Here is a 14,000-nt window from a genome sequence, read left to right on the forward strand (position 1 = left end):
CAAAAAGTAGGGAGGCACTTTCATGGATTGTATGAAAGAATTGATGAGGTATAGTTATATGCTTATATATAAGGTTGGGGAGTATACAGGACAGGTAAGAGACGAAGAATTAAAGGAGCTATTACAGCATCATTTACCATATATGTTGCAAGCATATAATGAACAAGTGAATTTTCAAGAAGGAGAGAATGTACAGCATATAACTTGTGAACCAATTTCATTTCATTTTCATGAAATGGAAAAGGAAACTGATAGTAAATATACAGGTGATATTTATATTGCAACTTGTTATATTGCGCATTTGAAACGGTTAGCGTTAAAGTTTGCTCAAGTGGCAGTTGAAGTTGCAAATCCAGAATTTCGCTCGTTTTTAGAAAACTGCTTCCTGAAAATGAATCGTTATGCCTATAGTGTATGGCAATATGTGGTGAAGAAAGAGTATAAGATTAAACATGTATATGAAAATGAGAAATTTGCATAAGAGACTAAGGCGGAAAGATAGGCGCCTTAGTTTTTTATTTTTCGTGGAGAAAAATGATTAAGTTTACATATTTATTATCAGAAAATTTACAAAGATTTACTGTTTATTTACTATTTATCAATCTCTACTTTAAAAACAGAGAGTAATATAAGGTTGTACATATTCTATCACAAGGAGGAAACGCAAATGAACAAATGGGTTAAATCATTAACTGCTATGGCACTTGCAAGTTCTTTATTAATGGTAGGTTGTAGTAAAGGTGAGGACAAGAAGAAAGAAGACGATACAACAACACAACAAGAGGATAAAAAGGATAAAGAAACAAGTGGAACTGAGAAGTCTACGGATTCTAAAGAAAAGAAATAATGTAATAATAGAGCTTCCTCTTTTATGTGAGGAAGCTTTTTTGTTGTAAATTGATTGAGATTATTGAAAAATAGAGAAAGAATGAAAGAGGGGGAAAACAAATGAAAGTATGTATATTGGGAGCAACAGGGCGAGTAGGTTCAAACATAATTAAATTAGCATTAAAAGATTCAGCAGAAGTGACTGCATTAGCGCGTGATTCAAGTAGAGTAGAAATAAATCATGAAAGATTACGAGTTATAGAAGGTAATGTATTAAATGAAAATGATATAAAGCAAGCGATAGAAGGAAGCGATATAGTAATTAGTGCACTTGGAACGGATCAAAATGGGACGTTAGCGAAGAGTATGCCACAAATTATAAAGAAAATGGAAGAAGAAGGAGTTCGTAAAATCATTACAATAGGAACAGCCGGTATTTTACAAGCAAGAACAAATCTAAATTTATATCGTTTTCAATCAACGGAATCAAAGAGAAAGTCGACAACAGCAGCAGAAGATCATTTAGCTGCATATAAGATACTTAGTAGTAGTAATTTATGTTGGACGGTCGTTTGTCCGACGCATTTAATTGACGGTGATGTGACAGGGGTATATCGAACTGAAAAAGATGTATTACCAGAAGGAGGAGCAAAAATAACAGTTGGTGATACAGCGCAATTTACATGGAATCTGTGTAGTGAAAACAAATATGAGAATAGTCGAGTAGGTATTTCATATTAAAAAACCATCCCGAAATTGGGATGGTTAAAAGACGATATAACATACAAATATGATAATCATAATGATTTGGAGAATGGCTTTCGCTACTGTACTGCTTAAAAAACCAACTACAGTAGCAACTCCTACTAGAAAAGCGTCTTTTGGCGCTTTTTTATGCATTAATTCGGTTATAAATACCGCTAAGAACGGTATGATAATAAGTCCGAATGGTGGGAAGAAGAAAGATCCGGCAATGATCGAAATCATTCCGACACGTTCGCCCCATTTAGAACTACCGTATTTCTTTAAGAAATATCCATTTGCAATAAAATCAGCAACGAAAATGAATAGTGTGAAAATAGCTTGAATAATCCAAAAAGAAATCGTTAGTTCTCCGCCATTTATACCAAAATGGTAAATGAAATATCCAGCCCAGACAGCTAGGATGCCCGGGATAATAGGATAAATAAAAGCTAGAAATGAAATAATGAAACAGGCAATGATACAGATTGTTAAGAAAACAGTCACTTTATAACTCCTTTTGTATATCTAATTTATGTACAGCAATTTTTTTGACTTGATGTCCATCAAGTTCTAATGCCTTAAATTGAAAACCGGCATATTCGATGGAGTAGCCAGCTTCAATATTTACGTCAACTGCTTGCGATAATAGCCAGCCTCCAATTGTATCTAAGTCGCTCTCATCAATATGTAAGCCAAACATATCATTTACTTCAGAAATAAGTACTTTTCCATCTAGAACAGTAAGTTTAGGCGTACGTTTTTCAATCATAGGTGATTCATCTGCATCAAACTCATCTTGAATTTCTCCAATGATTTCTTCAAGAATATCTTCCATTGTTAAAAGTCCAGCAGTACCACCATATTCATCCATAACGATTGCCATCTGAACGCGATTCTTTTGTAGATGTACCAGTGTTTTACGAATTGGAACAGTTTCAAATACAGTTAGTACTGGATGTATGTAAGATTCAAGTGGCTTATGAATGCCTTTCGTTTGATCGTGAAATACTTCTTTCGTATTGATCATACCGATAATATCATCTTTATCTTTTTCGATGATAGGGTAGCGTGTATACTTTTCAGTTGCGACGATATCCATATTTTCTTCTAACGTATTTTCAGTAGATAAGCAAATCATCTCTGTACGAGGGACCATAATTTCTTTCGCAACTCGGTCGTCAAATTCAAAAATATTATTTACATATTTATATTCGGTTTGATTTATTTCGCCGCTTTTGAAACTTTCACCTAAAATGAGTCGTAGTTCCTCTTCAGAATGGGCAAGTTCATTTTCTTTCGCAGGTTCTAAACCGAGTAGTTTTGTGAAAAAGATAGCAGTACTATTAAGTAACCAAATGAACGGGTACATAATTTTATCAAATAAAATAAGTGGTCGTGCAAACTTAAGCGTGATTGCCTCTGCTTTTTGAATTGCGAATGACTTTGGAACTAATTCACCTAATACAACATGGAAAAATGTAATCACACTAAAAGCAATAATAAATGATAAAGTATTTGCCATTGTTCCAGTAATATTAATCTTTTCAAAGAGCGGTCGTAGTAAATGTTCCACAGTCGGTTCACCAAGCCAACCAAGCCCTAAAGAAGTAATTGTAATCCCGAGCTGACAAGCTGATAAATAAACATCTAAATTAGAAATGACACTTCTTGCAGCTAAGGCTTGTTTATTGCCTTCGTTTGCAAGCTGGTCAATTCGACTTTTTCGTACTTTTACAACAGCAAATTCTGATGCAACGAAAAAGCCGGAAATAAGGATAAGAACAAAGATGAGAAAAATATTTAATATGTCCAAGTGTATTCTCTATTCCGTCGTTTGGAATAAAGATGTCACCTCCTGCAATTATGTTATACTTTTATAATAAATCCAAATGAAAAGAATAGTCAAAGAAAAAGGGTAAATATTGGTATGTTTCTGCAATGGTTTTTGAATTTGTTGTTATTTTGTCCGCTATACAAAAGGAATAACCCCCTACTTTCAGATTCTAGAGGGTTATTTCAAATTAAGGTTTTGGAATACTTCTCGTTAAAGCGTATGATTGTTGTTTAAAGTAGTTTGTCGTCCATAGTGTTTGAAGGAATGAGAGTATGCAATACGGGATATATAAAAGCAATAAGCTAATTGTAACAATAATAGGGGCATTTCCGCCGAATTGAACGATAAATTGCAATAGCCCACTTGCGTGAAAAACGCATTCCATAAAAACGAATGAAAGAATAATGGAACCTAAAATAGATTTATGATTCGAAGTAAGCGCTAAAAACAATGTATCTACAAGGAAAGAAGCTTGTTTTATTTCATATTCATTTGTATTACTTAAGAAAGGAATCCATTTTTTTATTGCTTGCATAACGATAAGCATGGAAGTACTAAAAACGATGATAAAAGATGAGTAGTAAGGAATCTTTATAAATTTTGTGATGTATAGGAGTAGTAATAAGACTGCGCATTGTAATAATACAGTACATAAAGAATAAGGGATCCATCTTAATAAAGAAGCGAACTTTTTAACCGATTGAGGTGCTTTAAAAAATAAATGGCCAACCCCTAAGCTGATGAAGAATCCGATCGCAAGAGTAAAGGTAAAACGAACAATCGATAAAAAATATATTTCCCACATGTAAGGGAATAACGGTGTTGATTGATTAGCAGTATGTACCATCTCATTTGCTGAGAAAAAGATAGATTCGTGCATCCAATCAATCGTTGGAATTGTCATCGAAGAAAGTTGTGCGAAGTTATGGAAAATGCTTATAAAGCCGGTGATGTATGAGTATTTATGTGTAATGAATAAAGCTGGAATAGGACTAATGATAAATATAATGAGAACACCAACGATAAATTTATATATATGTGAGCGAAATAAAGACATGTAATCACCTACTCTTTGAATATTCAGAAAATTCTTATTCTTATTTTAGCTTTTTTCGGAGTAAGTTACAATATATTTTTCTTAAAGAAGTTTAGTATTGTAGTGGATAGAATTGAATGAAACGTGAATAAATTATGACAAGAAAATGAATAATTTTCAGAAAAATAAAATAAATTATTTATTTTTTTCTGAAAATATAATATAGTTATGGCACAGAAAGTATTTTAACATAAGGAGGCTGTTTATGAGGATTAAAGGGAATTATGTGCCGAAAAGGGAAGTTTTATTTTGCTCAAGTTCAATTACAGTAGGGGAAGCGCTAGAGCATTTAAATAAAACTGGTTATCGTTGTGTACCAGTTTTAGATGAAAAAAAAGAGAAATATTTAGGGAATATATATAAAGTAGATATTTTAGAATATAAAGGTTCAATGGAAGAGAGTGTATTACAACTATTAAACGATAAAGAAGGATATGTCAGAGAAGATTCTTCGTTCTTTAAAGTATTTTTTACAATAAAAAAATTACCTTATTTATCAGTAGTTGATGAAAAAGGAGTCTTTCTTGGGATTTTAACGCATAAAAAAGTTTTTGAGCTATTAGAAGATGCTTGGGGCGTTCATTCTAGTAAATATTCTGTCATGATTGGGACACAAGATTATAATGGGGCTATTCAAAAATTATCGACAGTATTAAAAAAATATACAGGTATCCAAAGTTTAATGACTTTTGATAATGATGCCTTATTGGTTCGTAGAATTATGTTTACATTAGGAGAAGAGTTTAACGATGGTGAATTAGAGACGTTATTGAAAGATTTAGAAGATCACGGATTTAGAGTGGTGTATGTGGAAGAGATGAAAAATCCACGTGAAGTTGAAACGATAGAATAATATGCAAAAGCCGTCTAATTATGTTGGATGGCTTTTGTTATGTTACGTGTATAAAATTATTTGAAAATAACGATAGGATAATAAGTGAGTTTGAAACAATATTTGTGCAAAAGAATAAAAAATGTAGATAATTTTGATTTTCAAAAAAGTCAATTTGAAAATATGTTTTTATTTTTCAACTAAATATGTTACTATATGTGTGATAAAAACAAAGAGGTCTGACAACTATACTCCACGCAATACCACTCTAATGATTTAAAAATTCAAAAAAATCAAAAATCAAAAATTAATAATTAGAGTAAGAATAAGGGGAATGGAGAAATTATGGAGAAAGACACTGCTTTGTAAGGGGCATATTTTATCATCTTGAGCAGAGAGGAGGATGCATAGCATATTGTGAAAATAGAGATAAACAATGAAAAAGTGCTATGCAAATGAAAAGCATGAAGGGACGTTTAAGGCCAGGTGATACGGTAGCAATTGGTTTAATGTTATTTGCACTATTTTTAGGAGCAGGAAATTTAATTTTCCCACCAGTTTTAGGGCAACAAGCTGGAGAGAATGTTTGGGTTGCTACAATTGGATTCCTTGTAACGGGAGTCGGATTACCCCTATTAGCTGTTACAGCTGTCGCGTTTGTAGAGGGGGACTTGAAAGCGCTATCTTCTAGAGTTCACCCTATATTTGCATTTGTTTTCCCGTTAATTAGTTATTTAGCGATTGGACCATTTTTCGCGATTCCGCGTACTGGAGCCGTTTCATTTGAAATGGGTATGAAGCCATTTTTATCAGAGGCATTGGTTTCAGAGTGGTACATGCTATTTCTTTTCACTATAATTTTCTTCGGAATAACTTGGTATTTATCTTTAAATCCATCAAAATTAGTGGATTGGTTCGGGAAATTTCTTACACCATTGTTAGTATTAATTGTTGCTGTAATTGTCGGAAAGGCAATTATTGATCCGATTGGAGAACCAGCTGCGCCGCTAGCGGCATACAAAGAAAATGCTTTCTTTGGTGGATTTATTCAAGGGTATTTAACGATGGATGCGATTAGTGCACTTGTATTTGGAATTGTCGTTGTACAAGTTATCCGCTCTAAAGGAATAAAAGAGAGTAATCAAATTGCAAAAATAACAGTAGTATCAGGTATTATTGCAGTACTTGGTTTAACGTTAATTTATTTATCACTTGCGTATCTTGGTTCAACAAGTACATCACTTGGAATATCAGAGAATGGTGGACTTATTTTAACGAATGTTGTAAATGAGTTATATGGAACAGGTGGTAAAATTTTATTAGGACTTGTTATTATACTTGCTTGTTTAACAACTTCTGTTGGATTAACATCAGCCTGTGCTGGCTTCTTTACAAACTTATTCCCAAAACTTTCGCATAAAACGATTGTAACAATGGTATGTGTATTTAGTTTAATTGTATCTAACCTAGGTTTAACACAATTAATCGCAGTTACTTTACCAGTGTTAATGATTATTTATCCAGTTGCAATCGTATTAATCATACTTTCTTACTTCCATAAATGGATTGGGAAGCGTAATACCATTTATATTGGAGCTATTTTAGGTGCATTGTTAATTAGTTTCTTTAATGGTTTAGAAAGTGCGAACATTAAAATTGAAGCGATTTCTAACGTATTACAAATGTTACCATTATATAAAGAAGGAATAGGGTGGTTAATCCCGTCATGTATCGGCGGCATTCTCGGTTTCTTTTTCTATAGATCAAATGAATCAAGTGAATTACAAAAGAAAGGTGCTTAGGCGCCTTTCTTTTTTAAAAGGGGATTTTTAGGTTTTGTCTAATTAATAATTGGGAGGAAATAAGAGTAAATAAATATAAAAAAATATAATTTAAGGTTGTTTATTTTATGGAATTCAACACGTAATATTTTTAGGTGATGAAAATGAAAAATTATATTTCAATTGAGAAAGCTACAAACATATTAGGAAAAACACAACAAACTTTACGGAATTGGGATAAAGAAGGTATTTTTATTGCGGATAGAACACTAAAAAATCCGTATTAGAAAAGGGTGGAAAGGATGAAAACAACACGGGCTTGTAAAATCAGTTCTATCACAAAAGAACAAACGGAAGATTTAATTACTTTGATTCGTACGTTCGAAAGTGCAAAACGATATAGTTTGAATCGTTTGATTGAGGGCGAAAACGAGAAAGAATTGATAAAAAAACTACAGCCTAAATATTTGTTAAATAAACGTTTTTGTGAAGATGCGGTTTTACAAGCGCAAACAATCCTTTCCTCTCAAAAAGAACTTCTTCCTGTTTACCTAGAAAACAATCAAAAAAAGTTAGAAAAGACGTTACAAAAAATAGATGATTATGAAAGCGGCAAAAAAAGACCTAAACAAGTTTCATTAGAAACTTGTTTAATTGGTTTAAGAAAACGAAAACAAAAATTAGAACAGAGAATAGAAATGTATGCAAAACATATTAAAAATAAAACATTACCTCCTATTATTTTTGGTGGGCGGAAAAATTTCTATGAAAGAATGAAAAGCAAGATATCCAATCAAGAATGGAAAGATTTGCGTACACGACAATTATATTCTCGTGGAGATAAAAGTAAAAAAGGGAATTTGAACATGCGCATTACAGTGGATGACTGTGGGCAAGGATGGTTAGAAATTGCAAATCCATTAAGACTAACAAATGGAAAAACAAAAAGCCCACGAATCAAAGTTCCGATTATCATTCCATATCGTTTTTATCATCAAATTACAAATGTCGTTATGGGAGAGCAACTCGGTGTAAATCCAAAAGGAAAACCGATTATAGAGCATCAAAAATATAGTGTAGAAATCATTCGTAAACAAAATGAATTTTATGTAAATATTACGTTTGATGAAACGGAAATAGGTCTTGTACTAGATCTCAAGGAAACACCACAATCAGATGTAATTGCAGGAATCGATGTAAATCCGGACCGTATTGCAGTTAGTTTATGTACAAAACAAGGTAATTTTAAAGGTTCAAAAATTTTTTGTCTACACAATCTTAATACGTTTTCAACAAACAAACGCGGAACGATAATTGGACAAATCGTACAACAAATTAAAACATGGTTGTTGGAAAACAATGTAGGTGGAATTGTTTTAGAAGATTTAAAGTTTCAACAATCTCAGGATACTGATGCATACAGTAATCGTAATTTCCATCAATTTACGTATAAAAAGATGTTGAACAGTTTAATTCGTATGGCTCTTCGCAATGGGTTTTCTGTCAAAACAGTGAATCCTGCTTATACAAGTGTGATTGGAAAATTAAAATATAGTAAGAAATACGGTATTAGCGTTCATGAAACAGCCGCATTCACGATCGCAAGACGTGGATTAGAATTACAAGAACAAGTACCAAAAGAAATTATTTTATTATTAAAAAACCAAATTACAACAAAACTGCGTATTCTTGTTGCTTCTATGGAAGAAAGTAAAAAGAATACGAAAAAAGTATATAAAAAATGGTTACAAACAATTCAAACGTGGAAAGAACATCATAATTGGAAATTGTGGAGCATTCTTCACAAAACTGTTTATATGAGCAATCAACAATTCGTATTTAAAATTTAAATGAGAAGGGGGTACTGGTTTCGTTCTTATAACCTCTTGCATACTACTGACTTGGATGAATGGTAGTATGCAAAAACAGACCGTTCCTAACAGGAACCTGCCGTCACTCTTTCACAATAGGTGGATGAAAAGGTCACAACCCTTACGGACAGGAAAAAAGGTGAGATTCCTTTTCGGTAGTTGGCATTTGACTTGGTTCGCCAACAATGTATAGATTTTTATAAGAATTTCAAACCAGGAATGATAAAATGGCTAACTTTGAAGATTTCTTAACTTTGGATGTAAGAATTGGAACTGTAACACACGCAGAGGAATTTAAAGAAGCGAGAGTTCCAGCGATTAAACTAGAAATTGATTTTGGGGAGCTTGGAATGAAGCAGTCAAGTGCTCAAATTACGAAGAGATATAACCCGGACGATTTAATTGGTCAGCAAATCGTTGCTGTTGTAAATTTCCCGCCAAAACGTGTAGCTGGATTTAAATCAGAAGTGCTTGTTTTAGGAGGAGTACCTGAAGCTGGTGATGTTGTATTACTGCAGCCTAATATGGAATTACCAAATGGAACAAAAATTAGTTAATGTAAAGGCGGGAGAACATGGATATTGGACAAGAATATTTACAATGTGCCATTTCCAATTTTAAATCAACAAAGAAACAAGGGGAACGGGTGCTTTCACAATTATCATATGAACAGATTGAATGGTCTTCTCATGAAGAAACAAATAGCATAGCAATCATAATTAAGCATCTACACGGTAATATGCGTTCTAGATGGACGGATTTTCTAACATCTGACGGTGAAAAAATAGATCGTAACCGAGATGCTGAATTTGAAGGTGGTTATTCTTCTAAGGAAGAGGTACTCGCAGCATGGAATGAAGGATGGGAATACGTTTTTAAAACGATGAATGTGTTAACGCCGGAACATTTAATACAGACGGTATATATTCGCGGTGAAGCACATACTGTCATACAAGCAATTGAAAGACAAATTTCTCATTATGCTTTACATATTGGACAAATAATTTACATTGGTAAAATGTTAAAAGAAAATGAGTGGGAATGTTTAAGCATTCCTAGAGGACAGTCTGCATGTTATGTAGAGAAAAAACGTTCAACATAATAAAAGGAAAGAAACCGATATAAAATGGGAAATAAGAAAATAAGCCAAATGATAGATGGCTCTGTAAGCATAAGAAGGCTGCCAAAAATAAGTCCATATATAATAAGAAAGAAATTAAAAAGTGTATTCACAGGGATAAATCGTGAGAGAAACACTTGCTGTTGCTTAAAGCAATCACTGTGAAATAAATACAAGCGGAAGTATCGTGTGGCAGTAATAAGATCTTTCTTTCGAGCAATTCTTTTTTTGCATGTATGACAGATGAATGGTGGTCGCATTTCATTATACTCCATTTTTTATATTTGTAATAGTGTAAGATAAAAGTAAGTATAAAGTGTATATCCCTATATATGCTCCTGAAATAAGAAAAAATGGATTTAGTAAAATTCCATGAATGCTTGTCATAAAAACTAAATCTTGCATTAAAACATCATATATATGAATAGAAATGATTGTACCGAGTACATAAAGTGCGAAGTACGCTGAAATATGTAACACAACGCGGACTGTAGAATGCTTAGCGAGCCAATAAAAAATAAATGATAATACAATGGGTAATGTTCCTATTAGTAGCTTCAATTCATTTCACCTCATTAACAATATAGCCGGAATTTAGACGGTCTATTCTCTAGAGCTTGTACATAACTTGAAATAGAGAGGTGATAGTATGAATCGAGGCTTTTTTTATGTGAAGTTCACGAGTGTACGTAAGTTAGTATTATTTATTATTGCTACAGTACTAGCGACTTTTTTTCTTATTAGTATGATGGTAACCTCTATGAAAGAGACAAAGTCAACGTATTTATATAATTGGTTAAATGAGTTATCAATGAATGGTTACATGTACGTTCTTGGGAAGGAGAATCATTATTTTACACAGGAATATCGAAATTTAAATCAAGATTTTTCAATATCTTCGTTTCTCTTTTCTATGGCTACAAATATTCGTTTTAACGATGTACGCAGTTTTGTCGGCAAAGAGCTACCTGGTTTCGGTAAGTACGATACAGAAATTGTCATTGCGGGTGAAGGAACAAATTATTCTAACTTGCCTATAGAGTCGAGCGTTCCACTTGAAGAAGTAGTAAAAGAACGGACTGGAGAAGGTGGACAGGCTCCAAAGCCGGATACGAATAAAGAGAAAAAGCAACCAGCTCAAACGACAGGAAAACGACAAGTTGCATTTATTTATCATTCGCATAGTTGGGAATCTTATTTGCCGTTATTGAATTTAACAAATGATCCAAATCCGAATAAAGCAACAAGTTCCGTAACGAATATTTCAATAGTCGGCGACCGATTTCGTGAACAATTAGCAAATGAAGGGATCGGAGCAACTAACGACAAGACTGATGTTGGGCAAAAGTTGATTAGTAAAGGATTAAATAGCAATAGTTCTTATAAAATGTCACGAGAAATTGTACAAGAAGCAATGACTAGCAATAAGGAATTGCAGTACTTTTTTGATTTACATCGTGATAGTGCTCGGAAAAATGTAACGACAAAAGCAATTGGAGATAAATCATATGCAAAGCTTGCTTTCGTAATAGGGAAAGGTAATAAAAATTATGAAAAGAATTTACAATTAGCAACGGCTTTACATGAGACAATTAATAAGAAGTATCCAGGAGTTAGCCGCGGTGTCATTCAAAAAGGATTCCAAACAGGAAATGGTGTCTACAATCAAGATTTGTCAGGACAAGCGATATTAATTGAAGTTGGTGGCGTAGATAATACAGAGGAAGAACTAAATCGATCGATTGATGCGCTAGCTAAAGCGTTTGGTGAATATTTCTGGCAGGCAGAAAAAGTGAATGGATAAAGTGAAACAGAAATGAATGCGAGAGTCTGAAAAAACGTGAGTGTAATGCTTGCGTTTTTTTGTAATTAATGATGTGTCACAGAATAGACATAATTTGTCGATGTTATAGTAATATCGAAATTTGTCAAATTATACTGGGAGATTTACAAAGGGATTTTCGGGAAAGTAGAGAAAATCTTTTTATAAGGAAAGCTTTTTATTATGAAATTGGTAGGGTGATTGAAGTGATTAGGGAAATCAAAGTAGAAGATGCAGCATCATTTTTGCAATTAAGTAAGCAATTAGATGCAGAAACGAAATTTATGTTATACGAGCCAGGAGAAAGAAAATTTACAGCCAAGCAACAAGAACAAATGATTCATCGCTTTATAGAAAATAAATATACAACAATATTCGTAGCAGTTGAAGAAGAGAGAATAGTAGGATTTATTTTAGTGAATGGAAATAATATTCAAAGAAAGCGACATGTAGCAAGTATTGTAATTGGTATTTTGCAAGAGTATAGCGGGCGAGGTATTGGGACTAGATTGTTTAAAGAGGTCGAGAAGTGGGCAAGATTACAAGATATATGGCGTTTAGAATTAACGGTAATGGCCCACAATACAAGAGCTCAGGCACTATATAAAAAAGTTGGATTTGAGAAAGAAGGTGTCAAAAGAGCTTCTCTTATTATCGATGGAGAGAACATCGATGAGTATGAAATGGCCAAATTATTAAAATAAGAGGTCGTTATATGAAAAAAAGATGGATACTACTTGGTATCGTAGCGATGATACTCATTGTTGGAGTAGCAGGAATTAATTATAAAATGTATAAGGATAAGCAGGCGCGCGAGGTAAATGTAAATAACATATTTCCGAAAGCGAAAGAAACGATTGCGAATATGGATGGGGATATTGCGGTAATTAGTAATCCGAATTCGATGCTTGTGCTTGTGAATAAAAGTAGGCGTTTACCAGATGGGTATAAACCGCCAGATTTAGTTATTCCGAAAGTGCGCTACTCAAGTGAAGGTGATCAAGAAAAGAAAAAAATGAGGAAAGAGGCAGCTGGTGCGCTTGAGGAAATGTTTCAGCAAGCGGATAAGGAGCGTGTTTTCTTATTTGCAGTTTCTGGATTTAGATCTTTTGATCGACAAAAAGCGTTAAATACAATGTATAAAAAACAAGATGGAGAAGCAAAAACAGCAATGTCGAGTGCAGTTCCTGGAACGAGTGAACATCAAACAGGGCTTGCTATGGATATTACATCGCAATCTGCTAAGTTTCAGTTAGAGACAATTTTTGGTGAAACGAAAGAAGGGCAGTGGCTTTCTGAAAATGCCCATAAATTTGGTTTTGTCATTCGATATACGAAAGAGAAGGAGTCGCTTACTGGTTATCGATATGAACCATGGCATGTGAGGTATGTGGGGAATCCACAAGCTACATATTTATATGAAAATCAACTCACGCTTGAAGAAGTAGCAGAGTGAAAAATTGAGGGGAGAGAAGGGTTATGACGGTGTTATATAATAAAAAAGTACACGTATATGTGACAAGAGAAAAAGAAGGAGTTATGCAACTGCTTGTTTTTAAACATCGTGATATACCTGAAGCTGGTATACAAATACCAGGAGGAACAGTGGAAGAAGGGGAAACATTAGAAGCAGCGATTTTACGTGAAGTACAAGAAGAGACTGGATTACGGCATTTATGCATAGAACGATTCCTAGCTGATTACATCATACATGTGAAAGAAAAAAAGGAATATCAAAAACGCCATTTCTTCCACGTAACATTACTAACAGATGTAAAAGATAGTTGGGAACATATTGTAAGTGCTGGTAAGGAAGATGAAGGATTAGTATTTTGCTATGAATGGATTGATATTGCAAAATGCCCTGAATTAGCGGGGAAACAAGGTGAGTTTTTACATTTGTTAGATGAGGTATACGTGCAGTAATAATAGGGTCTGAGGCGAAGGTGAAATCGTTTCAGACTTTTTTTATTTTTCAGGAAATAAAAGGTTTTTACATCGGTAAGTTGAATTCTTATAGAGGGATTGTAGTTGTATATGTGAGGAGCGGAGAAAATGAAAAAGTAATAGAG

At 33.5% G+C, this 14,000-nt stretch carries 17 protein-coding genes; 12 read left to right on the plus strand and 5 right to left on the minus strand.

Annotation, left to right across the window (positions count from 1 at the left end; translation table 11 throughout):
• Window positions 1–22 precede the first annotated feature (22 nt).
• The 3 genes from RCJ96_RS12225 (at window position 23) to RCJ96_RS12235 (ending at window position 1,569) form a co-directional block, all read left to right on the plus strand.
• Window positions 23–481, plus strand: coding sequence for a spore coat protein (locus RCJ96_RS12225; protein ID WP_074607251.1), 459 nt, complete (start codon window positions 23–25; stop codon window positions 479–481).
• Between the two features lie 186 nt (window positions 482–667).
• Complete coding sequence (locus tag RCJ96_RS12230; protein WP_001045960.1) at window positions 668–847, plus strand: hypothetical protein; 180 nt, start codon at window positions 668–670, stop codon at window positions 845–847.
• Window positions 848–948: 101 nt separating this feature from the next.
• Entirely contained in the window at window positions 949–1,569 is a 621-nt protein-coding gene (locus tag RCJ96_RS12235) for an NAD(P)-dependent oxidoreductase (RefSeq protein ID WP_074607253.1), read from the plus strand.
• 24 nt (window positions 1,570–1,593) lie between these two features.
• Here RCJ96_RS12235 and RCJ96_RS12240 read toward each other — a convergent pair whose 3' ends face one another.
• The 3 genes from RCJ96_RS12240 to RCJ96_RS12250 all read right to left on the minus strand — a co-directional run bounded on the left by RCJ96_RS12240 (window position 1,594) and on the right by RCJ96_RS12250 (window position 4,463).
• The gene (locus RCJ96_RS12240; protein ID WP_000215659.1) at window positions 1,594–2,076 is read right to left on the minus strand and encodes a DUF456 domain-containing protein; all 483 of its coding nucleotides are present in this window, start codon (window positions 2,074–2,076) and stop codon (window positions 1,594–1,596) included.
• 1 nt (window position 2,077) lies between these two features.
• Window positions 2,078–3,385, minus strand: coding sequence for a hemolysin family protein (locus tag RCJ96_RS12245; protein ID WP_000353728.1), 1,308 nt, complete (start codon window positions 3,383–3,385; stop codon window positions 2,078–2,080).
• A 208-nt stretch (window positions 3,386–3,593) separates the two neighbouring features.
• Window positions 3,594–4,463, minus strand: a complete 870-nt coding sequence (locus RCJ96_RS12250) for a hypothetical protein (RefSeq protein WP_446699790.1) — start codon at window positions 4,461–4,463, stop codon at window positions 3,594–3,596.
• Between the two features lie 244 nt (window positions 4,464–4,707).
• Here RCJ96_RS12250 and cbpA point away from each other — a divergent pair, with 244 nt between their 5' ends.
• The 5 genes from cbpA to RCJ96_RS12275 all read left to right on the plus strand — a co-directional run bounded on the left by cbpA (window position 4,708) and on the right by RCJ96_RS12275 (window position 10,088).
• Window positions 4,708–5,355 carry a cyclic di-AMP binding protein CbpA gene (gene cbpA / locus RCJ96_RS12255; protein WP_046197594.1) on the plus strand — a complete coding sequence of 216 codons (648 nt, stop codon included), beginning with the start codon at window positions 4,708–4,710 and terminating at the stop codon, window positions 5,353–5,355.
• Window positions 5,356–5,798: 443 nt separating this feature from the next.
• Complete coding sequence (brnQ4, locus tag RCJ96_RS12260) at window positions 5,799–7,136, plus strand: branched-chain amino acid transport system II carrier protein BrnQ4 (protein WP_074607285.1); 1,338 nt, start codon at window positions 5,799–5,801, stop codon at window positions 7,134–7,136.
• Window positions 7,137–7,417: 281 nt separating this feature from the next.
• On the plus strand, window positions 7,418–8,965 hold the full coding sequence (locus tag RCJ96_RS12265) for an IS200/IS605 family accessory protein TnpB-related protein (protein ID WP_074607259.1): 1,548 nt from the start codon (window positions 7,418–7,420) through the stop codon (window positions 8,963–8,965).
• A 248-nt stretch (window positions 8,966–9,213) separates the two neighbouring features.
• Window positions 9,214–9,543 carry a chaperone CsaA gene (gene csaA, locus RCJ96_RS12270; protein ID WP_044790769.1) on the plus strand — a complete coding sequence of 110 codons (330 nt, stop codon included), beginning with the start codon at window positions 9,214–9,216 and terminating at the stop codon, window positions 9,541–9,543.
• A 17-nt stretch (window positions 9,544–9,560) separates the two neighbouring features.
• Complete coding sequence (locus RCJ96_RS12275) at window positions 9,561–10,088, plus strand: DUF1572 domain-containing protein (protein WP_242303603.1); 528 nt, start codon at window positions 9,561–9,563, stop codon at window positions 10,086–10,088.
• Here RCJ96_RS12275 and RCJ96_RS12280 read toward each other — a convergent pair.
• Both RCJ96_RS12280 and RCJ96_RS12285 read right to left on the minus strand, forming a co-directional pair.
• Window positions 10,061–10,366, minus strand: coding sequence for a permease (locus RCJ96_RS12280; RefSeq protein WP_074607265.1), 306 nt, complete (start codon window positions 10,364–10,366; stop codon window positions 10,061–10,063). The genes RCJ96_RS12275 and RCJ96_RS12280 overlap by 28 nt on opposite strands.
• Window positions 10,367–10,370: 4 nt before the next feature.
• Window positions 10,371–10,667: a hypothetical protein gene (locus tag RCJ96_RS12285; protein ID WP_000770748.1), complete on the minus strand. Its 297-nt coding sequence runs from the start codon at window positions 10,665–10,667 to the stop codon at window positions 10,371–10,373.
• Between the two features lie 88 nt (window positions 10,668–10,755).
• On the opposite strand from RCJ96_RS12285, the gene spoIIP reads away from it, so the two are divergent.
• From spoIIP to RCJ96_RS12305, 4 genes are all read left to right on the plus strand, one after another.
• Complete coding sequence (spoIIP, locus tag RCJ96_RS12290; protein WP_074607266.1) at window positions 10,756–11,910, plus strand: stage II sporulation protein SpoIIP; 1,155 nt, start codon at window positions 10,756–10,758, stop codon at window positions 11,908–11,910.
• Between the two features lie 224 nt (window positions 11,911–12,134).
• Window positions 12,135–12,632, plus strand: coding sequence for a GNAT family N-acetyltransferase (locus tag RCJ96_RS12295; protein ID WP_074607267.1), 498 nt, complete (start codon window positions 12,135–12,137; stop codon window positions 12,630–12,632).
• 11 nt (window positions 12,633–12,643) lie between these two features.
• Complete coding sequence (locus RCJ96_RS12300; protein ID WP_000747664.1) at window positions 12,644–13,384, plus strand: M15 family metallopeptidase; 741 nt, start codon at window positions 12,644–12,646, stop codon at window positions 13,382–13,384.
• A 23-nt stretch (window positions 13,385–13,407) separates the two neighbouring features.
• Window positions 13,408–13,854 (plus strand): NUDIX hydrolase, encoded by a 447-nt coding sequence (locus RCJ96_RS12305; RefSeq protein WP_074607268.1) that lies wholly within the window; start codon window positions 13,408–13,410, stop codon window positions 13,852–13,854.
• Window positions 13,855–14,000: the final 146 nt, after the last annotated feature.

This window comes from Bacillus sp. BSL6, assembly GCF_052928345.1.